The organism is Ensifer sp. NM-2 (assembly GCF_003024455.1).
GTDB classification, from domain to species: Bacteria; Pseudomonadota; Alphaproteobacteria; order Rhizobiales; family Rhizobiaceae; genus Ensifer; species Ensifer canadensis.
This window is the reverse complement of record NZ_PVZR01000026.1, coordinates 49,099-74,038: the sequence shown is the minus strand read 5'-3', so window position 1 is coordinate 74,038 and position 24,940 is coordinate 49,099. Positions and strand designations below refer to the sequence as shown.

Sequence of the window (24,940 nt, the reverse complement as noted above, 5' to 3'; positions counted from 1 at the left end):
CTTCAGGCCGCGGTGTCGATGCAGAGATATTTGAGCTCGCTGAAGGCCTCGAGCCCGTGTCTCGATCCCTCGCGGCCGAGACCCGACCGTTTCCAGCCGCCGAAGGGAACGGGCCCGCCGGTGATCTTCACCCGGTTGATCGCCACCATGCCGTAGTCGAGTGCCCGGCCGAGCCGCATCTGTCGTGCTCCGTTCTCGGTGACGACATAGGCGACCAGGCCATAGTCCGTGTCGTTGGCACGGGCGATCACCTCCGCCTCGCTGTCGAAGGAGGTGACGGCCGCAACAGGGCCAAATGTCTCTTCCCGCATGATCAGCGCGTCATCGGGAACATCGGTCAGCAGCGTCGGCTCGTAAAATAGCGCGCCCACGTGGTGCCGCCTGCCGCCGGATACAAGGGTCGCTCCGCGTTTCAGCGCGTCGGCGACCTGTTCCTCGACCTTGGCGACAGCGCGCTCATGCATCAGCGGACCGATGTCGACACCGGCATCCAGACCGCCCCCGACGTTCAGCTTGGCGATACGTGCCGCAAACGCGGCATTGAAAGCCCTAAGGATCGGGCGTTCGACGTAGATCCGATTGGCAGCCAGACAGTCCTGGCCGGACGTCGCGAACTTGGCGTTGATAGCGATGTCGGCCGCTTTTTCGATATCCGCGTCGGCAAAGACGATGAGCGGGGCATGTCCGCCAAGCTCCATGACGAGGCGCTTCATCGTCGGCGCGCATTGGCCGGCGATCAATCGGCCGATCTCGGTCGATCCGGTAAAGCTCATGGCGCGCAGGCGTTTGTCCGCGCACATCTGCCCGACGATCTCCGCTGCATCGCCGGTGACGACGTTAAATACGCCTGCTGGAATTCCGGCCCGTTCGGCGAGTTCGGCGAGCGCCAGCGCCGAAAGCGGCGTTTCGCAGGACGGGTGGGCGACCACCGTGCACCCCGCCGCAAGTGCTGCGGCAGCCTTTCGGGTGACCATGGCCGACGGGAAGTTCCAAGGCGTGACAATACCGACGGCGCCGAGCGCCTCCCGACGCACGATCATCTCGGCGCCGGCAAGGTGACTTGTGACGCTTTCGGCATTCAAGCGTTTGCCTTCTTCGCCATACCACTCAAGGAAGGACGCGGCATAGTCGATCTCTCCGCGTGCTTCGGCAATCGGCTTGCCCTGCTCCAGCGTCATGATTAAAGCGAGATCGTCCTTGGCAGCCAGCATCAGTTCGCACCATTTGCGCAGTATGCCGGCGCGCTCCTGCGGAAGCATATCCCGCCACCCGGCGAAAGCCCTGTCTGCCGCGTCGATCGCCGCAGTCGTTTCATCGCCATCGAGCGACGCCACCCAGGCAAGGGTCCCGCCCGTGGCCGGGTCGGTCACCGCAAAGCTCTTGCCCTGGCGAGAAGAGGTCCAGCGACCGTTGACATAGGCAAGCTCGCGCAGCAGGTGACGATCTCCCAACTGGTTCAGCGTGTCGTGAAACGGTGTGCGGGCGAAAACGGCGGCCATCGGCATCTCCTCGGCATGGGCTGAGGAGATAGTGGCAGCGGACGGGCGAGAGATTGTCTGTTCAGCGAGCAGCGACGAGAGACTTTGTCTGAAATCGTGCCGGAGGAAAGAGAGATTGTCTAGGGTGCTGCCGGCAGCAATGCGGCCAGAGGGAGAACGGTTTCTTCCTTGACGGTCTTCGTCACGATGTAGGTGAAGTAGCGGTCGATCCCCAGTTCGCGATCGAGCAGGCTGTCGACCAGCCGCTGGTAGGCGTCGATATCTGCCGCGATGATCTTCAGAATATAATCGACGCCGCCGCCGACCGACCAGCAGGCGGTGATCTCGGGTATGGTTGCGACGGCGCGCTCGAAGCGCTCGAAATCAGCCTGCCGGTGATTGCCGAGCGTCACTTCCATCATCACGCTCGCCACCGGCGCCACGCGGCGCACAGCCACCCGGGCATGGTAGCCGGTGATGATGCCGGCCTTCTCCAGTTTGCGAAGCCGCATCCAGCATGGCGTCGGCGACAGCCCGGCCTTTTCGGCGAGCGACAGCTTGGTAATGCGACCGTCCTCCTGGACCGCCTCAAGGATGCGCAGGTCGATGGCGTCGAGTTTCATTTCATGGCTTTCGCGCGTGCTGTTTCATGTCAAATCTGGGAAAAGAGATTGGGTGTTGATTTTGCCGTTGTCAATTGACCTGATTTTCAGCAGTGTAAAATCATGACAACTTGGCGCCCCGACCCTGCCCAACTCCGCCGTCCGGCCTACCTCTCGTTGGCCGAACAGTTCGCGCGCGCGATTCAGGAGGGCAAACTATCCAACGGGCAGCGCCTTCCGACCCATCGCAACCTTGCCGACGAGCTGTCGTTGTCGGTTCAAACGGTGAGCCGGGCCTATGACGAACTGATCCGCCGAGGGCTTGTGTCCGGCGAAATTGGGCGCGGCAGCTTCGTGCAGACCCAGGCAAAGGAGCCTGAGCCCCCCTATCTGCCGGAGCGCCTGGGCGAGTTGATCGACCTTTCGATCCTCAAACCGGTCTGCGAACAGCTCCATCTGCAGAAAATGCGGGGAGCTTTTGCCTGGCTTGCGGAAAATCTGCCCTCGAGTTCGGCGCTCTCCTTCCGCCCCAATATGGTCTTCCCGCGTCATCGCAACGTGGCGGCTGAATGGCTTGCGCGCTGTGGCCTGGAGATATCGCCGCTCAACATCAGCCTGACCAACGGCGCGACATCGGCCATGACGGTGGCGCTGATGAGCGTCGCGCCTCCCGGATCGACAATTGCGACCGAGGCGGTGAGCCATCATACGCTGGTGCCGCTGTCGACATACCTCGGCATCCATCTTGAGGGCCTGCCAATCGATCATGACGGCATGATCCCTGGGGCCCTGGACGAAGCCTGCCGAAAAGGCGTCATCCGGGCGATTTTCCTGCAGCCGTCGGTCATCAACCCGAAGGCAACGCTGATGAGCGAGGCGCGGCGCGCCGCCCTTGCCGAAGTCGCCCGTCGTCATGACATCGCGATCATCGAGAACGACATTCTCGGTCCGCTCGTCGATGCGGGACTAAAGCCGGTGGCAGCCTTTGCGCCGGAGCGGACGCTTTACATCACTAGTTTCACCAAGATCACCGTTCCGGGCCTGCGCATCGGCTATCTCGCTGCACCCGATCGCTATGTGGCTGCCGTTGCCAACCGGCACCTCGTCTCGAACTGGATGGCGACACCGGCAATCGCCGAGATCGCGACGCATTGGGTGAGCGAGGGAACGGCAATCGAGCTGGTCGACTGGCAGCGGCGGGCACTGGCTGCCCGCCACGCCATTGCCGCCGAGGCGCTCGGCAATCTCGACTACCATTCGCATCCGCAGAGCCTGCATATTTGGCTGCCGCTGCCGGAGGGTCATACCGAAGAGGGCTTCGTCTCGCAGGCGCGCCTGCGTGGCGTGGCGATAGCGCCAGGATCTTCCTTCCGCACCTCGGACCTCGGCTGGCGCCCGGCCGTGCGCATATCGCTGGGCTCCACCACCGAGCAGGAATTGCGACAGGGCCTCGGTATCGTCGCCTCGCTTGCGATGGGAAATCCCGAAGCGCTTCTGCTTGCGATTTGAGGCGAAAGCCTATTTTCCGGGCGGAGTTGGAATAATTGTCATGATATTATTATTCCAATTGACATGATTTAGATGGGCGATCATCGTTAAGGCATCACCGGTCCCCACCAGGGAAAGACGTGAATGCCCGAACCCATCATCCGCATCGATAACATCATCAAGCGCTATGGTCCGCTGACCGTGCTCGACGGTCTGTCGATGCAGGTCATGCCAGGCGAAAAGCTTGCACTCATCGGTCCGTCCGGCTCCGGCAAGACGACGATCCTGCGCATCCTGATGACGTTGGAGACGATCAGCGGCGGCCATATCCATGTCGACGGCAAACAGCTCTATCACATGCCCGGGAACGGCGGCCTCGTTGCCGCAGACGAACGCTATCTTCACCGGATGCGCGAGAAGATCGGCATGGTCTTCCAGCACTTCAACCTGTTTCCGCACAAATGCGTTCTCGACAATGTCACGCTGGCGCCGATGCTGACCAAGGGCATCGCAAGGCCGGCCGCGGAAAAGCGGGCAATGGAGCTTCTTGACATGGTGGGCATGGCCGACAAGGCCAAAAGCATGCCCGCGCAGCTGTCGGGCGGGCAGAAGCAGCGGGTGGCGATTGCCCGGGCGCTGGCGCTGTCGCCGAAGATCATGCTGTTTGACGAAGTCACGTCCGCACTCGATCCCGAGCTTGTCGAGGAAGTTTTGAACGTCATGCGCAAACTCGCAGCCGAGACCGACATGACGATGCTGCTCGTCACCCATGAGATGGGGTTTGCCCACGATTTTGCCGACCGGATCCTTTTCTTCGACCGCGGCAAGATCGTCGAGGAAGGCAAACCGGACGACATCTTCCATCATCCGAAGCAAGAGCGCACGCAAGTGTTCCTGCGCAAGATAATCGCGGCAGGGCACCGCGTCTGAGCGTTCGCGCCGGGATGTGCCCCAAACAAGAAGATGAAGAACAGCCAGAGGAGCCGATACCGATGAAGATGACGCATTTCATGACAGTGGCCGCAAGCGTTTCGACGCTGATGGCACTCGTTGCCGCAACACCGGCCGCTGCCGACGACAATAAGCTGCAGCAGCTCAAGGAACAGGGCTTTGCCCGCATCGCTATTGCCAACGAGCCGCCGTTCACCGCTGTTGGCGCCGACGGCAAGGTGTCGGGTGCAGCACCTGATGTCGCTCGCGAAATCTTCAAGCGCCTCGGCGTTGCCGATGTCGTCGCATCCATCTCCGAATATGGCGCGATGATCCCCGGTCTTCAGGCCGGGCGGCACGATGCGATCACCGCCGGCCTCTTCATGAAGCCCGAGCGCTGTGCAGCGGTTGCCTATTCGGAACCGGTTCTTTGCGACGCGGAAGCCTTCGCGCTGAAGAAGGGCAATCCCTTGAAGCTGATGAGCTACAAGGACATTGCCGACAATCCCGATGTCAAGATCGGCGCGCCGGGCGGCGGCACCGAGGAAAAGCTGGCGCTGGAAGCCGGCGTTCCGCGCGATCGCGTCGTTGTCGTGCCTGATGGTCAGAGCGGGCTGAAGATGCTGCAGGATGGGCGCATCGACGTTTACTCCCTCCCGGTCCTGTCGATCAACGACCTGATGTCGAAAGCCAACGACCCGAACCTCGAGGTTGTCGCCCCTGTCGAAGGTGCGCCGGTCTACTGCGACGGCGCCGCGTTCAAGAAGGGCGACGAAGCGCTGCGCGACGCCTTCGACGTCGAGCTGGCGAAGCTGAAGGAATCAGGTGAGTTCGCCAAGATCATCGAACCCTATGGCTTTTCCGCCAAGGCGGCGATGTCGACGACGCGCGAAAAGCTCTGCGCGGCCCAGTAAGGCTTCCCGGCTCCCCTCTTCGCGCTTGCGACGACGGGAGCCGGTCTCGATCGCTCCCGACGACGACTGGAATGTGAACAACGATGATCGACTGGTCCGGCTACATAGGGCTGATATTGCAGGGCGCCCTGGTGACGCTGCAGCTGACGCTGCTTGGCTCGGCGCTCGCCGTCGTCATGGCCTTCGTGGCAGGGCTTGCGCGCGTCAGCCGCTTCATGGCGGTGCGGGCGCTGGCGACGACCTATATCGAGTTCTTCCGCGGCACGTCGATTTTCGTGCAGCTCTTCTGGGTCTACTTCGTGCTGCCTTTCGCAGGCATCACGCTGACGCCGCTGCAGGCGGGCGTCCTGGCGCTCGGCCTCAATGTCGGTGCCTATGGTGCCGAGGTGGTGCGCGGTGCGGTGAAGGCGATCGGGCGGGAGCAGCGCGAAGCCTGCATCGCGCTCAACCTGACCCGCTCTCAGGCCATGCGCCATATCATCCTGCCCCAGGCCTTGCCGCTGATGTTGCCAACCTTCTGCAACAACGCCATCGAACTGTTGAAGGGCACGGCCGTCGTCTCACTGATCTCTCTGACAGACATGACGTTTCAGGCACAGGTCGTGCGTGCCCAGACCGGCAATACGCTGATCCCGTTCACGGTGATCCTCGTTCTCTATTTCCTGATGTCCTGGGTCATTTCGCGCAGCATGCGGTGGCTTGAACGGCGCATGACGCGCGGCCTTGATGGCATGAGGGCATGATCTGATGGAATGGGATTGGAATTTCGTCTGGCAGATCATGCCGACCCTGCTCGAAGGCCTGAAGATCACGATCCTGGCCACGGTTCTGGGGGCAGCAGTCGCCGCCGTCGTCGGCCTCGTCTTTGCGATCCTCAGGCTCTCGGCCCCGAAACCGATTGCCCGAGTGGTCGGCTTCATCCTCGAGTTCATTCGCGGCACGCCGCTGCTTGTCCAGCTCTACTTCATCTTCTACGTCCTGCCTGACATAGGCATCAGCCTGCCTGCGCTTGTCGCCGGCGTCATCGGGCTTGGAATCCATTACGGCACCTACACGGCTGAAGTCTATCGCGCCGGCATCGAGAACGTGCCGCGCGGGCAATGGGAGGCGGCGCGCGCCACCAATCTGACGCTGCGCCAGACCTGGCTGCACGTGATCCTGCCGCAGGCGATACCGCCCATGATCCCGGCGCTGGCGAACTATCTGATTGCCATGTTCAAGGAGACACCGTTGTTATCGGCCATCACCGTACTGGAACTGATGAACCAGGCGAAAAGCATCGCCAACAGCAACTATCGCTACATCGAACCGATGACGCTTGTCGGCGTGTTCTTCCTGGTCATGAGCCTCATCTCGGTCGTCTTCCTCAGGTGGCTGGAAGAACGCTACAGTCGCGTGGAGGAACGTTGATGGAAAAAACGCTGTCTCTTTCCCTTGCTTCTCGTGCTGCGAAGCTTGACGAGCGCCCGCTCGAAAAACGCGTCGGACTGATTATCCTCGCCACCGACCACACGACCGAGCCGGACTTCCAGCGCATGGTCGCAAGCGATCGTATCGGCATCTATGTCGCGCGCATCCATTATGCCAATCCGGTCACGCCTGAAAACCTGCGCGCGATGCAGCCGTCGCTGACGACGGCCGCCGGCCTGATCCTGCCCGACGAACAGCTCGACGTTATCATGTATTCCTGCACCTCGGCCTCGGTGGTCATCGGCGACGAGCAGGTCACGGCGGCAATCCATGCATCAAAGCCCAACGTGCCGGTCGTCACCCCGACGGCGGCGGCGGTCAAAGGCCTCCATGCCCTCGGTGCCCGCCGCATTTCCGTGCTGACCCCCTATACCCTCGAGACCAGCCGGCCGATGGCGGATTATTTTGCCGAAAGCGGATTTACGATCGATCGGTTTACCTGCCTTGGCCTGACGGATGATCGCGAAATGGCGCGTATCGGTACCGACGAAATCATCGCCTTTGCCAGGGAGGCAATGGCGCCTGGCTCTGACGCGCTCTTCATTTCCTGCACGGCGGTCCGCGCCGCCTCTGTCGCTGCCCGGATCGAGGATGCGATCGGCAAGCCCGTTGTCACCAGCAATCTTGCAACCGCCTGGGCGTGCCTGCGCCTTTGCGGCGATGACGAGCACCGTCCTCAGCTCGGCCGCCTGATGACGCTGCCGATGGCGGGAGTTTGAGCATGTCCGGATCTCCCCTGCCCGTGGCCTATGGCGACATTGAAGCGGCCGCCCGCCGGATTTCGGCGCATGTGCTGAGAACGCCTTTGGTTCTCTCGCCATCCCTGTCCGAGTTGTCGGGTGTGCCTGTCGGGCTCAAGCTGGAACATCACCAGACCACCGGCAGCTTCAAATTGCGCGGCGCCTGCAACGCCTTGCTGTCCATGTCGCCTGACGAGCGCAAGCGCGGCGTCGTTGCCGCCTCCACCGGCAATCACGGCCGGGCTCTCGCCCATGCCGCAAAGGCCGAAGGCACGATTGCGGCGATCTGCATGTCGCACCTCGTTCCCGACAACAAGGTCGCTGAAATTCGTCGTCTTGGCGCCAGGGTCCATATCACCGGTGCCTCGCAGGACGATGCCCAGCGCGAAGTCGATAGGCTCGTCGAGCAGGACGGGCTCGTGATGGTGCCGCCGTTCGACAATCCGGCTGTTGTTGCCGGCCAGGGCACGCTCGGTCTCGAAATCGTCGACAGCATGCCGGAGGTCGGAACCGTGCTCGTTCCGCTTTCCGGCGGCGGCCTGGCCTCGGGCGTGGCGCTGGCGGTCAAGACGCGCCGGCCGGGGGTTCGCGTGATCGGCATCACCATGGAACGTGGCGCGGCGATGAGGGCGAGCCTCGATGCGGGTCGCCCCGTCGAGGTTCCCGAAGTCCCAAGTCTTGCCGACTCGCTTGGCGGCGGTATCGGCCTTGCCAATCGCGTCACCTTTGCCATGTGCCGCGCGCTGCTCGATGACATCGTGTTGCTCTCGGAAGCGGAGATCGCCGCTGGCATGCGGCACGCCTACGCACAGGAGCGCGAGATCGTCGAAGGCGCAGGTGCGGTCGGTATTGCGGCACTGCTTGCCGGCAAGATCGACACGCACGGCCGCCCGCTTGCGCTGATCCTCTCCGGCCGAAACGTCGACATGGGGCTGCACCGGCGCGTGGTGAATGGCGAGACGGATCTGTTGCGGGAGAACGCGGCATGACACGCATGACCATTTTGACCGAGGCCGACCTGAGGGCGCTCGTGCCGCTGGACCTTGCGGCCGTCGATTGCGTCGAGAATGCCTTTCACGCGCTCGCCACGAAAGCTGTGGTGATGCCGCCGATCCTGCGCCTCGATATCCCCGAACACCGGGGCGAAGTCGACGTCAAGACCGCCTATGTCCCCGGTCTAGACGGGTTCGCGATCAAGATCAGTCCCGGCTTCTTCGACAATCCCAAGCTCGGACTGCCGAGCACCAACGGCCTGATGGTGTTGCTGTCGGCCACAACAGGTGTCGTGCAGGCGCTGCTCCTCGACAATGGCTATTTAACCGACGTGCGCACGGCGGCGGCGGGCGCGGTTGCTGCCAGGCACGTCTCGCGACCGGACGCCTCGGTGGCCGCTATTTTCGGTGCCGGCATGCAGGCAACGCTGCAGCTCGAAGCGCTTTGCCTGGTGCGGCCGATCCGGGAAGCGCGGATCTGGGCCCGCGATCCCGAAAAGGCAGAGGCTGCGGCGCGGTCGCTGACGGCGAAGTTCGGATTTCCGGTGCGCGCTGAACGCGATGCGCAGCGAGCGGTGGATGGCGCGCATGTGATCGTCACCACGACGCCGGCGGAAACACCGATCCTCCAAGCTGCCTGGCTGCAGCCCGGCCAACATCTGACCGCGATGGGTTCCGACGCCGAGCACAAGAACGAGATCGAACCCGCAGCAATCGCCCAAGCCTCGCTCTATGTCGCCGATAGTCTGAAGCAGACGCGGCGTCTCGGCGAGCTGCACCACGCCATAAAGGCCGGCTCCATTGCCGCCGACGCCGACTTTGCCGAGCTCGGCCAAATCATCGCCGGCCAGCGGCAGGGACGCACCGATGCGAACCAGATCACGATCGTCGACCTGACCGGCACCGGGATCCAGGACACCGCCATTGCCACGCTTGCCTTCGCCCGCGCGCAGGAGCGCGGCAAGGGCACGACATTTGAAAGTTGAGACCGGCACGGCCGGAGAATGAGGGAGAGACATGACCCAACCCAATCTCAAATTTTCCCTTGGGGAGTATGAGGCGCGATTGAAAAAGACGCGCAAGGCCATGGAGGAAAAGGGCGTCGACCTGCTCATTGTCAGCGATCCGACCAATATGGCCTGGCTCACCGGCTATGACGGATGGTCGTTCTACGTGCATCAGGCGGTGGTGGTGCCGCCGACCGGCGAGCCGATCTGGTACGGGCGCGGGCAGGATGCCAATGGCGCCAAGCTGACGGCCTATCTGAGCCATAAGAACATCATCGGCTACCCTGATCACTATGTGCAGTCCACGGAGCGCCATCCGATGGATTATCTCGCTGCAAAGCTTATCGAGCGCGGTCTCGACAAGCTGCGGATCGGTGTCGAGATGGACAACTATTGGTTCTCGGCGGCCGCCTATGCGGCCTTGCAGAAGCATCTGCCCAATGCCCGCTTCGTCGATACGACGGCGCTGGTCAACTGGCAGCGCGCGGTGAAGAGCCCAACCGAAATCGGCTATATGCGCAACGCTGCCCGTATCGTTGAAGGCATGCATCAGCGCATTTTCGACAAGATCGAGGTCGGCATGCGCAAATGCGACCTTGTCGCCGAGATCTACGATGCCGGCACGCGCGGCGTCGACGGCATCGGCGGCGACTATCCCGCCATCGTCCCTCTGCTTCCCTCAGGCGTGGAGGCATCGGCACCGCATCTGACCTGGGACGACCGTCCGATGAAGTCGGGCGAAGGCACGTTCTTCGAAATTGCCGGTTGCTACAATCGCTACCACCTGCCGCTTTCGCGTACCGTCTTCCTCGGCAAGCCGACGCCTGCGTTCATCGACGCAGAAAAGGCGACACTGGAAGGCATGGAGGCCGGACTTGCCCAGGCTAAGCCGGGCAACACCTGCGAGGATATCGCCAAGGCGTTCTTCGCAGTTCTGAAGAAGTACGGCATCGTCAAGGACAACCGTACCGGCTACTCGATCGGTATGTCCTATCCGCCGGATTGGGGCGAGCGCACCATGAGCTTGCGTCCCGGCGATAGGACCGAACTGAAGCCTGGCATGACCTTCCACTTCATGACCGGCCTGTGGCTCGAGGACATGGGTTTTGAGACCACAGAAAGCATCCTGATCACCGAGACGGGGGTCGAATGCCTCGCCAATGTGCCGCGCAAGCTTTTCGTGAAGGACTGATCATGACGGTTTCAGAGCTGCGCCCGCCTGCGATCTCGCCGACCGTCGATTTCTCGATGGACGGCGTCCAGCACGGGTTCCTGCGGCTGCCCTATAGCCGCGATGATTCCGCCTGGGGCTCGGTGATGATCCCCGTCACCGTCGTAAAAAACGGAGAAGGGCCGACGGCGCTTCTGACGGGTGGCAATCACGGCGACGAGTATGAGGGACCGATCGCCCTGTTCGACCTTGCGCGCACGCTGAAGGCTGAAGATGTGGCCGGCCGGGTCATCATTCTGCCGGCCATGAACTATCCCGCCTTCGTATCGGGGACGCGCACATCGCCGATCGATAAGGGCAACATGAACCGCAGCTTTCCCGGAAGGCCCGACGGCACGGTGACGGAGAAGATCGCCGATTACTTCCAGCGCGAACTGCTGCCGCTCGCCGATATCGTCCTCGATTTTCATTCCGGCGGAAAGACGCTGGATTTCCTGCCGTTCTGCGCGGCGCACCTCCTGTCGGACAAAGAGCAGGAGGCACGATCGTTTGAACTCGTGGACGCATTTTGCGCGCCCTACTCGATGAAGATGCTCGAGATCGACGCGGTCGGCATGTACGACACCGCGGCGGAGGAGATGGGCAAAGTCTTTATCACGACGGAACTTGGGGGCGGAGGTACGGCGACCGCGAAAAGCGCAGGCATCGCCAAACAAGGTGTCGCCAACGTCTTGCGCAGGGCCGGCATCCTGAAGGGTGGGGACAGGTCGGCTGCCGGCCGGACGCAATGGCTGGATATGCCGGATGGAAATTGCTTTTCCTTTGCCGAGGACGCCGGCCTGATCGAACCTCTGGTCGACATGGGGGACAGCGTCGTTGCCGGTCAGGTCGTCGCCCGCATCCACCCGATCGGCAAAACCGGCGCCCTGCCTTCCGACGTCTGCACGAAGATGGATGGCATCCTGTGCGCCCGGCATTTCCCTGGCCTCGTCAAGGCAGGAGACTGCGTCGCGGTCGTTGCGGTTGCCGTCTAGTTCGACCCGTTCTACCGCACGCGTTGAACCGGCGTCATATGCAAGTGATCGGGCGGGTCGTCACTGCTGAAGGGATGTGTCGCAAATGCAGCCCTTCGGCGCCGCTCAGTCCGCCGAAGCAAGATGCGCCATCTGGTCCGCGTGTGCCTTTGCGAAGCATGGACCGGGCCGCGGGGTTACTGGCGAAGCTCTTACAATTCGACTTCTTCGCCTTGCGATTGCCGAACGCGTGCCTTTGCATATTTTGCCAATCCGATCTTGATGGCGACCAAAATTGGGGCGGCAACCAGAAAAAGCAGTGCGACGGCGTTGAAGGCAGTGTCGAAGGCAATCACCGTCGATTGACTTGTGACCGCCCGGCCCAGAAGGCTCGTCGCTGCCCGGCTAGCGGCAGCTCCTTCCATCCCTTTCGCCATCAGCATGGCTGTCGTGATCTTCAGCCGTTCGAGCACCGCGATCTCCCCTCCGGTCACGTCGGCGGCAAGCACGGCGACATTGGCGGCAACGTTATGGTCGATCAATGTCTGCAGCCCTGCGACTCCGATCAGCCCACCGAGCTGGCGACCGGTATTGAAGAGGCCGATCCCGGAGGCAAGATTGCGGCTGTTGAGATTACTGAACGCAATCAGGGTGATCGATAGAAACAGGAAACCGAGACCTAGACCGCGCAACAGGACCGCTGCCATCATGTCGTCCGCGCCACTCTCACTGGTCGAACCGGACAGCATCCACATGGCGACCATGATCATCAGGATGCCGAAGGGCACGGTGGCAAACGGAGGAAGGTGGCGGGCCTGCATCAGAAAGGCAGCCAGCAGGAGCGCACCGATGAAAAGTGCACCGCTCGGCAACAAGAGCTGCCCAGCGTCGGTGGGCGTGAATGCGAGAACGGACACGGCGAATGAGGGAATGAGGAAGGCGCTGCCGAAAAGTGCGGCGCCGGCAACGAAGCTGACGATGAAGGCGAAGCTGAAATCCTCCGACCAGAACAGGGTAAAATCGAGCAGACCCTGCCCCTTTGCCAGCACCTGTTGGCCAAGAAACGCCAGCAACGTGGCCATGCCAATCACCGTTAGCCACAGGATCCGAGGCTCCTCGAACCAATCCCATCGACTTCCCTGGCTGAGGACATACATGAGCGAAAAGAGCGCGCCGGACATCAATGTAAAACCGATCCAGTCAAACGGGCGATGCGCCGCTTTTGCCGGCATTGGCACGTCTGCGATCAGCAGAAGCCCGGCAGCCGCCAGCGACACCGGAACGACGCTGAAGAAGATCCATGTCCAGGATTGGCTGTCGAGCAACCATCCCTGAAGCGCCGGGGCGATCGTCGCTGGCGCGACAACGGCCCCCATGGCGAACAACGCTTGCAGGATTGGTTGACGAGTTCTGGGATAGGCGAGGAAAATAATCGCCTGACCGCCGACCAACAGGGTGCCGCCGGAGAAGCCCTGAATTACTCGAAGGACGACCAGCAAGTCCAGGCGAGTGGCCATGGCGGCAATGGCGCACGCCAAGCCCATGGCAAGGGTCGAGGCAATAATCAGGCGCAAGGGATGGATGCGGCTGAGCAGCCAGGGGGCCGTCATGAAGCCGATGAGCTTGAAACTGGTGTATCCGACATCCAGCCAGGCGAACTCGTCTGGCGTTGCATAGGTGTCGCCGATGATATCACTACGCCCGAGCGACAGGACGGTGCTGGCGATCGCCTCCGTCAGGGCGGCAAGCACAATGCCAGTGACCAGAAGCGCGCCTGTCGCCGATCTCTCACGCTCCGGGATCGCGGTGACGGCCATTGTCATGATCCGCTCCCCAGATCGATCGCGACTCGTGCGGAAAGGCCGGGAACCAGACGGCCAAGCAGCGGATTGCCGGCAAGCCGGATCTTCACCGGAACGCGTTGTACGACACGAACGAAGTTGCCTGTCGCATTGTCGGTGGGGAGCAAGCTGAAGGCAGCCCCACTGCCAGGTGCAAAACTGTCAACCACGCCCACAAGCGCATCGTTCGGATAACCGTCGATGCGAATGCGTACGCGCTGGCCGGACCTGATATGTTCGAGCTGGGTTTCCTTGAAGTTCGCCACCACCCACACCCCGGCGACCGGTACGATATCGAGCAAAGCGTTACCCGGCGCGACAAGTCTTCCGATACGAACCTGGCGGTTGCCGATAACGCCGGCAACAGGCGCGCGAACCACGGTGCTTTCGAGATCGATCTGGGCGAGATCACGAGCGGCCTGTGCCTGGGCCACGGCGGCAACGGCCGCCTCGCGCTGAGCGGCAAAGACCGTTATGCGTTGCTGCTGAGCCTCGACTGTGGCGGATGCAGCCGCCACGCCCGCCTCCGCTCTTGATCGCGCGGTATCGCTTTCATCGACATGAGCCTGGCTGATTGTGTTGCTGCGGATAAGCTCACGGCGGCGGCCATAGGCCTTGGTCGCCAGATCCATCTCGGCGACAGCCGAACGTTTCTGTGCTTCGGCCTGTCGAATGAGTGCGTGCTGAAGTTCGGTCTCCGCGTCGACATTGGTGAGGCGAGCTTCGGCGGCTTCCATATTGGCGACCGCTTGCGCAAGGCGCGCCCTGTAGTCCCGATCATCGATCCGGAACAGCACCTGCCCTGCGCTTACGGTTTCGTTGTCATCAACCTCCACCGCCGTGACGTAGCCCCCGACTTTTGCGGCAAGCGAGGTCACATCGCCGCGCACATAGGCGTTGTCGGTCGACGCCTCGCCGCTCGGACGAGCCCAGGCCCATCCGCCGGCCACGGCGATCACTGCGCCGAGGCACAGAAGCAGGCCGACGACCTTTTTCTTGTTGCCTTGTTTTGCTGCGCCACGGATCGTTGCGCCCTCGCCCACGACGGTGGCGGCTTTGTCCTCGAGCGGATCCATTTTCTCAGTTCCTGTTGGGGTTAGGTGGCCGCGAGGCAGCCTTTCGACGGAGTTGTCAAAGGCTGCCCGCGTGGAAAACGCGTTCGATGCGTCATTCGCCGATGGGCGTGGTCAATTCCTTTTCACCGGTGTTGACGATGAACACGGCGAGCAATCGCGCCGGCTTCGTGTCGCTGGCGTTTGCACTGACGCCGTGACGAGCACCGGGATCTTCATAGAAGTTCTCGCCGGCCGCGTAGACCCGTTCCGGCGCACCGTTGACGCTGCTGCGGATCGCGCCTTCGAGCACAGTTGCGTAGATGAAGGCCGAGTCCGGATGCGTATGGCCGGGCGAAGCGCCGCCCGGCCCGTACTCGACGAGCACGCCCTTCATGCTCTTGCCTGGAACGTTCGGAAGGACATGGTCGAATACGATCGTCACCTTGCCCTCGGGTCGGTCGGCGGCTGAGACCGGGGTGATCGAGAGTGTTGCCAGGGCAAAGGCATGGAGAAACCGTGTCAGCATTGTCGTTCTCCTAATGGGTGTCTCGTGGGACACCGCGCCGGGTCCCGGACGAGCGTTTTTGGCGTCTGCGCCAGCCTCAATGTGCGGGTTGCTGGCCAAGCCAATCCTCGAAGTGGATGGTGCCGAGGCGCGGTTTGTCGCCTGGTGTCAGCGACTGATCGTTAAGCACCGCACCGAAGTAGCGTGCGTGAACGTCCGGCACGACCTTGCGCGTGTCATGCTTTGCCTTGAGGAAGCGCCTCACCAGTTCATCGAGCGGAACGGCCTCGGGGCCGGCGACTTCGACCGTGCCGTTGATCGGCGGTGCGAGTGCGACATCGGTGAGCGCCGCCGCCACGTCGTCGGACGCAATCGGCTGGAACAGCGCCGGCGACAGGCGAATCTCGCCGTCGACGTCGGCCGATTGCGCAATGCCGCCGACAAACTCGAAGAACTGCGTGGCGCGTAGGATGGTGTAGGGAATGCCGGACGCCTTGATCAGATTTTCCTGCGCGATCTTTGCCCGGAAGTAGCCGTTGTCCGGAAGGCGTTCGCTGCCGACGATCGACAGGGCAACGTGATGGCGAACGCCGGCAGCGGCTTCGGCGGCCAACAGGTTACGACCAGAGGTCTCGAAAAACTCGAGAACGGCCTTGTCTTCCCAGACCGGCGCATTTGCCACGTCGACGACGATCTCGGCGCCGTCCATCGCTCCCGCTAGCCCCTCGCGGGTGATGGTGTTCACGCCCGTGTTGGGGGCGGCGGGTAGCACGTCATGGCCGCGCTCGCGCAGGTTCTTCACAAGTTTCGATCCGATGAGGCCCGTGCCTCCGATGACGACGATCTTCATGGGTTTTCTCCGCTTTTCCCGACCGCAACCATTGCCGTCTGTACGAATGGAGAGTACCTGCGGGTATGTGGGAAGTCCTTGAGGCATGCTTGAATTGCCATTGAGGCATGCTTGAATATATGTCCAAGACGCCTGCCTGATCGATGCCCTGCGGACGCGTCGGCGGGCCAGGCGTTCGCTATCGATGTCAGATACCATTCGTCAGTTGCCTCGGCCGTAAGCCGGTGGCGCTCGGTCAGGGATGCCGGCCTTGCAGTTCATCTTCGGAGACTACGTGCTGGATCAGGAGCGCAGGGAACTGACCTTGCGTGGGCAAGTCGTGGCCGTCGGACCGCAGGTGTTCGATCTTCTGCAGCACCTGGTGGCAAACCGTCACCGTGTCGTCAGCAAGGACGACCTGCTGGAGGCGGTGTGGAGCGGCCGGGTGGTCTCGGAATCGACAATCACCAGCCACATCAACGCCGTTCGCAAGGCCATCGGCGACAGTGGCGAGGAGCAGCACCTGGTTCGCACGATTGCGCGCAAGGGTTTCCGCTTCGTCGGCGAAGTTGAGGTCGATGAAATCGGAGACACGCCACAGCCCGGCGGGCGTGGCGCCAATGAACAGGCCTCCGGAAAATTGCAGGGGCAGCCGTCCGCGCTCGTCCTTCCCGACAAGCCCTCCATTACAGTCCTGCCGTTCCAGCACCTGAGCGGCGATCCGGAGCAGGAGTATTTCGCCGACGGAGTGGTCGAGGACATCATCACGGCACTGTCGCGCATTCGCTGGCTGTTCGTCATCGCGCGCAATTCCAGCTTTACCTACAAGGGCCGGGCGGTGGACGTGAAGGAAGTCGGCCGGGAACTGGGCGTGCGCTACGTGCTGGAAGGCAGCCTGCGCAAGGCGGGCAACCAGGTGCGCATCACCGGCCAGTTGATCGACGCCACGACCGGGGCGCATCTCTGGGCAGAGCGCTTCGAGGGCGCGCTCGACAACATCTTCGACCTTCAGGATCAGATTTCGGCCAGTGTCGTCGGCGCGATCTCACCGCAACTCGAGCGCGTGGAAATCGAGCGCGCCAAACGCAAGCCGACGGAAAGCCTTGACGCCTACGACTATTACCTGCGCGGCATGGCGAAACTGCACATCGGAACCCGCGAAGCGATCGAGGCAGCGTTGGCCCTTTTCTACAAGGCGATCGAGCTCGACCCCGACTTTTCATCGGCCTATGGGGGGGCGGCCTGGTGCCATTTCTGGCGCAAGCTGAACGGCTGGATGGTTGACCGGAACCACGAGATCGCCGAAGGCGTGCGGCTGGCGCGGCTGGCGGTGGAGCTGGGTCGCGATGATGCGGTGGCGCTGACGAGAGCTGGCCACGCGCTCGGGCATCTCACCGGCGACGTCGACGGCGGCATTGCGCTCATCGACAGGGCACGGCTACTCAATCCGAACTTCGCCCCCGCCTGGTTCCTCGGCGGGGCTCTGCGTGTCTTCCGTGGCGAAACGGAAAACGCCATCGAGGATCTCGCGCATGCCGTTCGTTTGAGCCCATTAGATCCGGAAATGTTTCGAATGGAGGCCGCCACTTCGCTCGCGCATTTCTTCGACGGGCGCTTTGATTCCGCCTCGTCTTGGGCGGAAAAGGCGCTGGGAAACCTGCCCAGCCTCCTCGTCGCGGTCGCCCTTCTGGCGTCGAGCCACGCGCTCGCGGGGCGGCTCGTAGAAGCGCGACAGGCCATGCGGCGCCTGCGCGCGCTTGATCCATCCTTGCGCATCGCCAATCTCAAGGACTGGCTTCCGATCCATCGCCCGGAAGATTATGCGCGGTTTGCCGATGGTCTGCGCCTGTCTGGGTTGCCGGAATGAGCCCACCAGCTTGAACTGGATGACGACGCCACCGCCCTCGCCGGGACAGACTGGCCGCCGTCAACGAGCCAGTCCTCTTTTCCCTGCTCAACCGAGCACTCTAAAGGCTACTCGACAGGGTCAAACCAGAAGACAGCCCGGTATCGCCCAGTGGCAACGCGAAGCAGGCGATGGCGAAGGCCCGAGGGCGCCTTTCGTCAACGCGCCCAGATCACAGCTGCGCAAAAATACGCTTCAGTTTGAGGCCCAATGTCGCCGCGCGCGCCAGCATCAACACCATCATCCCGAGCCAGAGCCCGTGATTGCCCCAGACTTGCTGGAGAATGTATGCCGTCGCGAGGAAGACCGTCGTCGAGATAAACATGCTGTTGCGCAGTTCCCGGGTGCGTATTGCGCCAATGAACACACCATCGAGCATGTAACTCGTCACCGAGATCAGCGGCAACACGACGACGTAGGGAAGAAAGTGGACGGCCGCGGCGCGAACTTCCTCCTGGTTGGTCAACAGGGAAATGATCGTCGGACCGGCCATCGCATAACACAGCGAAAACAGCAGCGCCACCAGGCCGGACCACAGGAAGGCCGCCTGGATCACACGTCGAAGGGCCTGTTTGCGGCGTGCACCGATGACTGATCCGACAAGGGTCTCGGTCGCATGGGCAAAACCATCGAGGCCATAGGAGGTGATGCCATGGAGGTTCAAGAGCACGGCGTTGGCCGCCAGGATCGCGTCGCCTTCTGCAGCGCCGCTTCGCGCAAACCAGCCGAAGCACACCAGCAGGAAGAGGCTGCGCAAGAATATGTCGCGGTTGACTGCAATCAAGCTTCGAAAGGCGGCACCATCAAGGAGGTCGCGCAAGTCCAGCGGTTGCCCCGCACTGAACGGTCGGACGATCAACAAACCGGCAATGAAGGCAGCCCATTCGGCCATGGCGGTGCCAGCGCCGATGCCTGCGACCCCCCAGTCGAACACGAAGACCAAGGTCACGGTCGCGGCTAGGTTGAGCACATTGAGCGCTACCTGCAACGCAAGCGAAATCATCACCCGCTGGCGACCCAGCAGGTAGCCGAGCAGGACGAAATTCCCGAGAGCCGCGGGGGCCGACCAGATTCGCGCCGAAGCGTAAGCCACGGCGCTCTCGTAGACCGCTTCGCTGCCACCAAGGAGCGCAAGCCCGATTTCGATGATCGGCTTCTGCAGCACTATGATGATCGTGCCACCGGCAGCGGCAATGAGAAGCGCCCTGAGTAGATGCTTGCGTATGAGTGCGCTGTCGTCGGCCCCCGAAGCCTGAGCGACCAGCCCTGTTGTCGCCATCCGCAGAAAGCTGAAGCTCCAGAACAGGAAATTGAACAGAACGCCGCTGAGCGCCACCCCGCCGAGATACCAGGGACCGGGAAGATGCCCCGCCACCATCGTGTCGACCAGCGACAACACCGGCTGCGCGAGATTGGCCAGGATGATCGGAAACGCCAGCGTGACCATCCGGCGGTTCCAGTTTTCCTGCAGCTCCACAGGTGGCGAAATGTTCATCGCGCATTCGACCTTGGCGGAAGTATCCACACGGCCGCACCAGTTTGCCTAAACATCTCTATCACCCCGGCTGGTTGGCCTGTTTACGTCGATACTGTCTGCAAAACGTTGTCCCGCTTACCAGTCCATGACGACCTTGCCGGAGTTGCCGGAGCGCATGGCCTCGAAGCCGTCGCGGAACTCGTCGATGCCGATGCGGTGGGTGATGACCGGTGACAGGTCGAGCCCGCCCTGGACGAAGGCGATCATCTTGTACCAGGTCTCGAACATCTCGCGGCCATAGATGCCCTTGAGGTTGAGCATCTTGAAGATCACCTTGTTCCAGTCGATCTCGAATCCGGCCGGCGCAATGCCGAGAATGGCGATCTTGCCGCCATTGTTCATCTTGTCGATCATGTCGCGGAAGGCGGGTGCTGCCCCCGACATTTCCAGCCCGACATCGAAGCCCTCGGTCATGCCGATCGCCTTCATCACGTCGGCGAGGTTTTGCTTCGACGCATCGACGACATGGTCGATGCCGACCTTGCGGGCAAGCTCCAGCCGCGTCGGGTTGATGTCGGTGATCACCACCTTGCGCGCGCCCGAGCGCTTGGCAACCAGTGCCCCCATAATGCCGATCGGCCCGGCGCCGGTCACCAGCACATCCTCGCCGACCAGATCGAACGACAGTGCGGTGTGCACCGCATTGCCGAAGGGATCGAAGATCGCGGCGATCTCGTCGGGAACGTCTTCGGGGATCGGCACGACATTGTATTCCGGCAGGCAGACGAATTCGCCGAACGAACCCGGCCGGTTGACACCGACGCCGAGCGTGTTGCGGCAAAGATGGCCACGGCCGGCGCGGCAATTGCGGCACTTGCCGCAGACGATATGGCCCTCGCCCGAGACCCGCTCGCCGACATGGTATTTGGTGACGGCCGAGCCGACCGCGGCGATCTCGCCCATGAACTCATGGCCGACGACCATCGGCACCGGAATGGTTTTCTGGGCCCATTGGTCCCAGTTCCAGATATGCACGTCGGTGCCGCAGATCGCCGACTTCTTCACCTTGATCAGCACGTCGTTCGGTCCGACCTCCGGCACCGGCACACGTTCCATCCAGAGCCCGACCGCCGGCTTCGTCTTGACCAGCGCCTTCATCATCTTCGTCATTTGGTTGTCTCCAAAATCAACTGCCCGCCTGGGGCCGCCCCTCATCCGGCTGCCGCCACCTTCTCCCCGCGAGACGGGGAGAAGGAACATGCCGAGGGCTAGGGTGAGGGGCAGAGCTCTACACTCACTTGATCACACCGAGCTCGCGGCCGACCTCTTCGAATGCGGCAATCGCCCGGCGCACGTCGTTTTCGCTGTGGGCGGCCGACATCTGCGTGCGGATGCGCGCCTGGCCCTTTGGCACCACCGGGAAGGAGAAGCCGATGACGTAGACGCCCTTCTTGAGCATGCGCGCCGCCATCTCCTGCGCCAGTGCGGCATCGCCGAGCATCACCGGGATGATCGGATGGCCCTCGCCGGCCAGCGTGAAGCCGAGCTTCGACATCTGGTCACGAAACAGCGCCGCATTGTCCGACAGCCGCGCCCGCAGCGCATCGCCGTTGTCGATCAGGTCGAACACTTTGAGCGAGGCGGCGGCAATCACCGGCGCCAGCGTGTTGGAAAACAGATAGGGCCGCGAGCGCTGGCGCAGCCAGTCGACAACCTCGGCCTTGGCCGACGTGTAACCGCCCGAGGCGCCGCCGAGCGCCTTGCCGAGCGTGCCGGTGATGATGTCGACGCGGCCCTCGACACCGCAATGTTCGGCCGAGCCGCGACCGTTCCTGCCGACGAAGCCGACCGCATGGCTGTCATCGACCATGACCATGGCGCCATACTTCTCGGCGAGGTCACAGACGCCCCCGAGATTGGCGATGATGCCGTCCATCGAGAACACGCCGTCGGTGGCGATCAGCTTGAAGCGACTGCCTTCGGCCTTCTTCAGCTCTTCCTCGAGCGCCGCCATGTCGTTGTTGGCATAGCGGAAGCGCTTGGCCTTGGAGAGGCGCACGCCGTCGATGATCGAGGCGTGGTTCAAGGCGTCGGAGATGATCGCGTCCTCTTCGCCCAGCAGCGTCTCGAACAGGCCGCCATTGGCGTCGAAACAGGAGGAATAAAGGATCGTGTCTTCCAGGCCGAGGAAGGCGGAGATGCGCGCCTCCAACTGCTTGTGCTCTTCCTGCGTGCCGCAGATAAAGCGCACCGAGGCCATGCCGTAGCCGTAACGGTCGAGCGCCTTTTTGCCGGCCTCAGTCAGTTCCGCATTGTCGGCCAGGCCGAGATAGTTGTTGGCACAGAAGTTCAGCACCCGCTCGCCCGAGGCAACCTCGATCTCGCCCGCCTGTTTCGAGACGATCACCCGCTCGGACTTGTAAAGGCCTGATGATTTCAAGCCGTCGAGTTCTGAGCGGAGGTGGGAAAGAAAAGCATTGGTCATGGCGGGGTAAAGCCTCACTCTTGCCGGCGACACACTTCCGTGTCGCAGCACTGGGAAATCCATATTGAACAACGAGGACCGGGCTGTTGCCCGATCGTTTGCCACAATCGCCCGGCCTTCACGCACGATCGGCGGGCTGGCTGCCGCGAGCGCGTGAAAGCGGGCAATCAGGACTGAAGTCAGGCCGCCGCGGCAAACCCGTTGCGGCACAGCTCCTTGAGCTCGTCCAGCGACATAGCGTCGAGATCAAGGGCCGTCAGAAGGTCGTTCTCCGCGGTGAAATCACGGCCATACATCGCCGAGAAAATTCGGATGCCCGCCTCGTGCAGTTCCGCGGGATGGCCTGCGAGACGTCCGATCTTCGCCGTCATGACCAGACCGAAGGGCACGTCTTCCGTCACGTAGCGGCTATCGGCGGTGGTCGGGCCGCTGCCGCCATTGCCGGCTTCGTGCATCTCCTGATTCATCTGGGAGATGGAGCTCATCGGCACGTGGAATGACAGATGAAAGTGCTGAAAGATATTGCGCACCTCAAGTCCGAGCTTGCTGGCGATGGCGATGCGCTCCCGGTCGAGATCCTCAAGAAGGCGTCCGACGTTCGGCGTCACGTTCTGGCCCTGGCTCCAGCTTTCGCCGCGCTCCATGCGGGTCATGTTGCCGAGCGCGATGCCCATATGGTTCTGCGGATTGAGGTTGGAAAGCGCGATCGCCATCAGGCTGCCGCGGTCGAGGAAACGGTCGCCGAACAAGGACTGGCAGATCGAGAGCCCCTTGGCGCTCTCGGACGCCGGCACCGTCGCGAGATCGACCTGCTTGCGGATCGTGTTCACATTGACCGAGGTCGGGCTCAACTGCCTGCCCGACACAGCTGTCGTGCCCCAAGCAACGATCGGAACGACGACCCCGCGTGCGGCCAGCAGGCGGGACAGGTACAGCGCGCCAAACGAGGCGTGCGAACTGAAGATGACGATCTGTCCCGGGTTAATGTGCGGTGCAATCGCATCGAGGACAGTCTTGTGACCATAGGCCGGCAGCGCGATGACGAGCGCCTCGGCACCGGCAACAAGGTCCTTTGCGCTGGTGGCAACGGCCGGATGGAAGGTGCCCTTGATCGCGCCTTCCGCAACCAGCGCCTGGCCGCTGGCCAAGGCACGCGTCCGTTCGCCGGATGGCGACCACAAGGTCACCTCGTGGCCCTGCTGCTCAACAAGCGCCGCCGTTCCAAAAGCGATCGAACCCGCCCCGACTATTCCTACCCGCATTATCATTCCCTTTTCTGCTCATGAATTCGGCCCGCTGGCCGATCGTTATTTCGGACGTATCGACGTTCTCGGCGTGTTCGGCCCGACATCGCCGGACGCAACCACCAGGAATGCCCCCGCCCCGACAGGACCGACGCTTGTCAGCGAATGGGGGACGTCGGCGGCATAGCGCGCCGTTTCTCCGGCCCGAACGATCATGGTGTTGCCTGCGCTGCGCACCACGATCTCACCCTTGGTGCAGTGCAGATGCTCAACGGTGCCTGCCCCATGCGGGTCGCTCACCAGTTCCCCTTCAGCCTCAAAACTCAGCAGATACCATTCGATCAGCGACACCATGCTGGCCGGGGACAGGATCTGCAGCGTGCAACTGCCGTCCGCACTGCGGATGGTCGGCGTCAGGTTTCCCGGCTGGAGGTCGATGATGGAACCGCCGCGCTCTTCGCTTGCGCCGCTGACCAGACTGTTGAGGTCGATCTTGAGCGCACGCGTCAGATGCCACAGCGTTCCGTAGGTCGGGTTGGCATTGCCGCGCTCAATCTCCGACAGCATGGAGCGCGATACGCCGGACATTGCAGCCAGTTCGGCGAGTGTCAGATTCAACTCTTTTCGATATGCCTGCAAGCGCGGCCCGATCTCGGGCGGGTTGACCAACACCATGGCTTGTCCCTCTTTGCCAATCGAGTGAGTGTCTCCTCCTGTCATTCCCTGATCGGTTCGCCGAGCGTATGCATAAGCCGGTTGGCCCAGCCGAACAGAGAGGTGGACAGGATGAGATCGAGGATTTCCTCCTTACCTAAACCGGCCTCCACCAGCGCCGCCATATCATCGGCGCTTGCTTCGGACGGGCATTTCGAAAGCTTGACCGCAAACTTCAAGATCGCCTTCAACCGCGGCTCGATCTCGGCATCGACGCCATCGGCAAAAATGGACGCAATCACATCGGTGCTTTTGGTCAACTGGTTGTAGCGACTGGCATGAACGGCCGCACAGTAGACGCAACGGTTGACGATGGAAGCACCGACGGCGCCGATCTCGCGCTCGGCGCGTGACAGGCCGCCACTATTATACATCACACCGTTGAAGAGCGGGCTTCTGTGCGTCAGCGTTTCGACATCATGCGCCAGCACCAGCACATAGTCCGAGACCTTGGTGTTGGATGGAGTGACCTTGAGCGCTTCGAGCTGCTCGGCGCTCGCGTCCGCCAGCTTGAGCGGGGTCACATAAGGCCTCCAGACCGGGATATCGGTGGTCAAGTCGTGCACGATCTCGCTCATGCCAGCCCCCTCATCAACTCCAGGCCGACGGCAACCCTGATCTGGTAGCTGACGAAGGCGACGAGTTCTGAAAGCCGCACGATGTCGTCATCGGCAAGACCCGCTTCCTGCAACGATTCGATGTCACGGCGGGTTGCCTGCTTCGGCGCATGCGCCACCAGGTCGACGTGGCGGATCAGCGCCTTGGCACGGATATCGCTGCCACCATCGAACCAGATATCGGCCATCCGGGCAGCGGCGTCGGGCGCACCGGCTTTTTCCAGCAAAGCCTCGAAATGATCCTCGAAGGCTTTATGGTCATTGATCTTTGCAATGCGCCAGGCAAGTGCTGCGCGCTCGGCATGCGACAGGCCACCGGGATTTTCCGGCGTCAGCGCACTGTCATGTGTCTTCTGGGTAAGCGCCATGATGTCCGCGCGCGCCGATAGCACGCCGGCCATCGCGCTGCCGGGCTCGATGCCGACGATCGCGGCAATCACGTCCTCGTTTTCAGCCATGTGA

Annotated in this window: 23 protein-coding genes and 1 pseudogene; 11 read left to right on the top strand and 13 right to left on the bottom strand. The window is 62.4% G+C overall.

All coding sequences use genetic code 11. The features are described 5' to 3' along the window. Positions 1-2: 2 nt before the first annotated feature. Positions 3-1,499 carry an NAD-dependent succinate-semialdehyde dehydrogenase gene (locus tag C6558_RS33045; RefSeq protein WP_057217379.1) on the bottom strand — a complete coding sequence of 499 codons (1,497 nt, stop codon included), beginning with the start codon at positions 1,497-1,499 and terminating at the stop codon, positions 3-5. Positions 1,500-1,618: 119 nt separating this feature from the next. Further along, positions 1,619-2,101 (bottom strand): Lrp/AsnC family transcriptional regulator, encoded by a 483-nt coding sequence (locus C6558_RS33040; RefSeq protein WP_057217382.1) that lies wholly within the window; start codon positions 2,099-2,101, stop codon positions 1,619-1,621. A 67-nt stretch (positions 2,102-2,168) separates the two neighbouring features. Here C6558_RS33040 and C6558_RS33035 point away from each other — a divergent pair. The 10 genes and pseudogenes from C6558_RS33035 (at position 2,169) to doeB (ending at position 11,826) form a co-directional block, all read left to right on the top strand. Beyond that, a pseudogene (locus C6558_RS33035) lies at positions 2,169-3,589 on the top strand (PLP-dependent aminotransferase family protein). 123 nt (positions 3,590-3,712) lie between these two features. Then, positions 3,713-4,498, top strand: coding sequence for an ectoine/hydroxyectoine ABC transporter ATP-binding protein EhuA (ehuA, locus tag C6558_RS33030; RefSeq protein ID WP_057217385.1), 786 nt, complete (start codon positions 3,713-3,715; stop codon positions 4,496-4,498). A gap of 80 nt (positions 4,499-4,578) precedes the next feature. After that, positions 4,579-5,412, top strand: coding sequence for an ectoine/hydroxyectoine ABC transporter substrate-binding protein EhuB (gene ehuB, locus C6558_RS33025; protein WP_371412321.1), 834 nt, complete (start codon positions 4,579-4,581; stop codon positions 5,410-5,412). Positions 5,413-5,495: 83 nt separating this feature from the next. After that, a complete protein-coding gene (gene ehuC / locus C6558_RS33020) occupies positions 5,496-6,155 on the top strand; it encodes an ectoine/hydroxyectoine ABC transporter permease subunit EhuC (protein WP_107028313.1) in 660 nt (219 codons plus the stop codon). Positions 6,156-6,159: 4 nt separating this feature from the next. Next, on the top strand, positions 6,160-6,822 hold the full coding sequence (ehuD, locus tag C6558_RS33015) for an ectoine/hydroxyectoine ABC transporter permease subunit EhuD (protein ID WP_057207769.1): 663 nt from the start codon (positions 6,160-6,162) through the stop codon (positions 6,820-6,822). After that, positions 6,822-7,601 (top strand): ectoine utilization protein EutA, encoded by a 780-nt coding sequence (gene eutA / locus C6558_RS33010; protein ID WP_107028312.1) that lies wholly within the window; start codon positions 6,822-6,824, stop codon positions 7,599-7,601. The genes ehuD and eutA overlap by 1 nt, the downstream gene beginning before the upstream one ends. A 2-nt stretch (positions 7,602-7,603) precedes the next feature. Continuing rightward, positions 7,604-8,611, top strand: a complete 1,008-nt coding sequence (gene eutB, locus C6558_RS33005; RefSeq protein ID WP_057217393.1) for a hydroxyectoine utilization dehydratase EutB — start codon at positions 7,604-7,606, stop codon at positions 8,609-8,611. Further along, the gene (eutC, locus tag C6558_RS33000) at positions 8,608-9,600 is read left to right on the top strand and encodes an ectoine utilization protein EutC (RefSeq protein WP_057217395.1); all 993 of its coding nucleotides are present in this window, start codon (positions 8,608-8,610) and stop codon (positions 9,598-9,600) included. The genes eutB and eutC overlap by 4 nt, the downstream gene beginning before the upstream one ends. A 31-nt stretch (positions 9,601-9,631) precedes the next feature. After that, entirely contained in the window at positions 9,632-10,813 is a 1,182-nt protein-coding gene (gene doeA / locus C6558_RS32995; RefSeq protein ID WP_057217397.1) for an ectoine hydrolase DoeA, read from the top strand. A gap of 2 nt (positions 10,814-10,815) precedes the next feature. Next, entirely contained in the window at positions 10,816-11,826 is a 1,011-nt protein-coding gene (gene doeB, locus C6558_RS32990) for a N(2)-acetyl-L-2,4-diaminobutanoate deacetylase DoeB (protein WP_057207774.1), read from the top strand. Positions 11,827-12,017: 191 nt separating this feature from the next. Here the strand turns inward: doeB and C6558_RS32985 are convergent, their stop codons facing one another. From C6558_RS32985 to C6558_RS32970, 4 genes are all read right to left on the bottom strand, one after another. Continuing rightward, positions 12,018-13,628: a DHA2 family efflux MFS transporter permease subunit gene (locus tag C6558_RS32985; RefSeq protein WP_107028311.1), complete on the bottom strand. Its 1,611-nt coding sequence runs from the start codon at positions 13,626-13,628 to the stop codon at positions 12,018-12,020. After that, positions 13,625-14,722 (bottom strand): HlyD family secretion protein, encoded by a 1,098-nt coding sequence (locus C6558_RS32980; RefSeq protein ID WP_057217401.1) that lies wholly within the window; start codon positions 14,720-14,722, stop codon positions 13,625-13,627. Before C6558_RS32980 ends, C6558_RS32985 begins: the two co-directional genes overlap by 4 nt. 91 nt (positions 14,723-14,813) lie before the next feature. Further along, positions 14,814-15,227, bottom strand: a complete 414-nt coding sequence (locus C6558_RS32975; RefSeq protein WP_057217403.1) for a cupin domain-containing protein — start codon at positions 15,225-15,227, stop codon at positions 14,814-14,816. A 76-nt stretch (positions 15,228-15,303) separates the two neighbouring features. Further along, a complete protein-coding gene (locus C6558_RS32970) occupies positions 15,304-16,056 on the bottom strand; it encodes an SDR family oxidoreductase (protein ID WP_107028310.1) in 753 nt (250 codons plus the stop codon). Positions 16,057-16,306: 250 nt separating this feature from the next. Here C6558_RS32970 and C6558_RS32965 point away from each other — a divergent pair, with 250 nt between their 5' ends. Then, a complete protein-coding gene (locus tag C6558_RS32965) occupies positions 16,307-17,902 on the top strand; it encodes a winged helix-turn-helix domain-containing protein (protein ID WP_057217413.1) in 1,596 nt (531 codons plus the stop codon). A gap of 211 nt (positions 17,903-18,113) precedes the next feature. Here C6558_RS32965 and C6558_RS32960 read toward each other — a convergent pair whose 3' ends face one another. The 7 genes from C6558_RS32960 to C6558_RS32930 form a co-directional block, all read right to left on the bottom strand. Then, complete coding sequence (locus C6558_RS32960) at positions 18,114-19,436, bottom strand: MATE family efflux transporter (protein ID WP_082557416.1); 1,323 nt, start codon at positions 19,434-19,436, stop codon at positions 18,114-18,116. 117 nt (positions 19,437-19,553) lie between these two features. Next, positions 19,554-20,588, bottom strand: coding sequence for an L-threonine 3-dehydrogenase (gene tdh / locus C6558_RS32955; protein WP_107028309.1), 1,035 nt, complete (start codon positions 20,586-20,588; stop codon positions 19,554-19,556). 124 nt (positions 20,589-20,712) lie between these two features. Beyond that, positions 20,713-21,903, bottom strand: a complete 1,191-nt coding sequence (locus C6558_RS32950; protein ID WP_025431395.1) for a glycine C-acetyltransferase — start codon at positions 21,901-21,903, stop codon at positions 20,713-20,715. Between the two features lie 179 nt (positions 21,904-22,082). Further along, positions 22,083-23,165 carry an NAD/NADP octopine/nopaline dehydrogenase family protein gene (locus C6558_RS32945; protein ID WP_199197094.1) on the bottom strand — a complete coding sequence of 361 codons (1,083 nt, stop codon included), beginning with the start codon at positions 23,163-23,165 and terminating at the stop codon, positions 22,083-22,085. A 45-nt stretch (positions 23,166-23,210) separates the two neighbouring features. Next, positions 23,211-23,822 (bottom strand): helix-turn-helix domain-containing protein, encoded by a 612-nt coding sequence (locus tag C6558_RS32940; RefSeq protein ID WP_063997110.1) that lies wholly within the window; start codon positions 23,820-23,822, stop codon positions 23,211-23,213. Positions 23,823-23,863: 41 nt separating this feature from the next. Then, positions 23,864-24,439, bottom strand: coding sequence for a peroxidase-related enzyme (locus C6558_RS32935; protein WP_025431398.1), 576 nt, complete (start codon positions 24,437-24,439; stop codon positions 23,864-23,866). Then, positions 24,436-24,936 (bottom strand): CMD domain-containing protein, encoded by a 501-nt coding sequence (locus C6558_RS32930; RefSeq protein WP_057217244.1) that lies wholly within the window; start codon positions 24,934-24,936, stop codon positions 24,436-24,438. The genes C6558_RS32935 and C6558_RS32930 overlap by 4 nt, the downstream gene beginning before the upstream one ends. Positions 24,937-24,940 lie beyond the last annotated feature (4 nt).

Excerpts from the sequence above, each read along its gene's own strand:
- tdh (WP_107028309.1), bottom strand. The coding sequence starts at position 20,588 with ATGACGAAGATGATGAAGGCGCTGGTCAAGACGAAGCCGGCGGTCGGG.
- C6558_RS33045 (WP_057217379.1), bottom strand. The coding sequence starts at position 1,499 with ATGGCCGCCGTTTTCGCCCGCACACCGTTTCACGACACGCTGAACCAG.
- C6558_RS32945 (WP_199197094.1), bottom strand. The coding sequence starts at position 23,165 with ATGCGGGTAGGAATAGTCGGGGCGGGTTCGATCGCTTTTGGAACGGCG.
- C6558_RS32975 (WP_057217403.1), bottom strand. The coding sequence starts at position 15,227 with ATGCTGACACGGTTTCTCCATGCCTTTGCCCTGGCAACACTCTCGATC.
- ehuB (WP_371412321.1), top strand. The coding sequence starts at position 4,579 with ATGACAGTGGCCGCAAGCGTTTCGACGCTGATGGCACTCGTTGCCGCA.
- eutA (WP_107028312.1), top strand. The coding sequence starts at position 6,822 with ATGGAAAAAACGCTGTCTCTTTCCCTTGCTTCTCGTGCTGCGAAGCTT.
- C6558_RS32970 (WP_107028310.1), bottom strand. The coding sequence starts at position 16,056 with ATGAAGATCGTCGTCATCGGAGGCACGGGCCTCATCGGATCGAAACTT.
- C6558_RS32960 (WP_082557416.1), bottom strand. The coding sequence starts at position 19,436 with ATGAACATTTCGCCACCTGTGGAGCTGCAGGAAAACTGGAACCGCCGG.
- eutB (WP_057217393.1), top strand. The coding sequence starts at position 7,604 with ATGTCCGGATCTCCCCTGCCCGTGGCCTATGGCGACATTGAAGCGGCC.
- doeA (WP_057217397.1), top strand. The coding sequence starts at position 9,632 with ATGACCCAACCCAATCTCAAATTTTCCCTTGGGGAGTATGAGGCGCGA.
- C6558_RS33040 (WP_057217382.1), bottom strand. The coding sequence starts at position 2,101 with ATGAAACTCGACGCCATCGACCTGCGCATCCTTGAGGCGGTCCAGGAG.
- C6558_RS32930 (WP_057217244.1), bottom strand. The coding sequence starts at position 24,936 with ATGGCTGAAAACGAGGACGTGATTGCCGCGATCGTCGGCATCGAGCCC.
- C6558_RS32985 (WP_107028311.1), bottom strand. The coding sequence starts at position 13,628 with ATGACAATGGCCGTCACCGCGATCCCGGAGCGTGAGAGATCGGCGACA.
- C6558_RS32980 (WP_057217401.1), bottom strand. The coding sequence starts at position 14,722 with ATGGATCCGCTCGAGGACAAAGCCGCCACCGTCGTGGGCGAGGGCGCA.
- doeB (WP_057207774.1), top strand. The coding sequence starts at position 10,816 with ATGACGGTTTCAGAGCTGCGCCCGCCTGCGATCTCGCCGACCGTCGAT.
- eutC (WP_057217395.1), top strand. The coding sequence starts at position 8,608 with ATGACACGCATGACCATTTTGACCGAGGCCGACCTGAGGGCGCTCGTG.
- C6558_RS32935 (WP_025431398.1), bottom strand. The coding sequence starts at position 24,439 with ATGAGCGAGATCGTGCACGACTTGACCACCGATATCCCGGTCTGGAGG.
- ehuD (WP_057207769.1), top strand. The coding sequence starts at position 6,160 with ATGGAATGGGATTGGAATTTCGTCTGGCAGATCATGCCGACCCTGCTC.
- C6558_RS32950 (WP_025431395.1), bottom strand. The coding sequence starts at position 21,903 with ATGACCAATGCTTTTCTTTCCCACCTCCGCTCAGAACTCGACGGCTTG.
- C6558_RS32940 (WP_063997110.1), bottom strand. The coding sequence starts at position 23,822 with ATGGTGTTGGTCAACCCGCCCGAGATCGGGCCGCGCTTGCAGGCATAT.
- ehuA (WP_057217385.1), top strand. The coding sequence starts at position 3,713 with ATGCCCGAACCCATCATCCGCATCGATAACATCATCAAGCGCTATGGT.
- ehuC (WP_107028313.1), top strand. The coding sequence starts at position 5,496 with ATGATCGACTGGTCCGGCTACATAGGGCTGATATTGCAGGGCGCCCTG.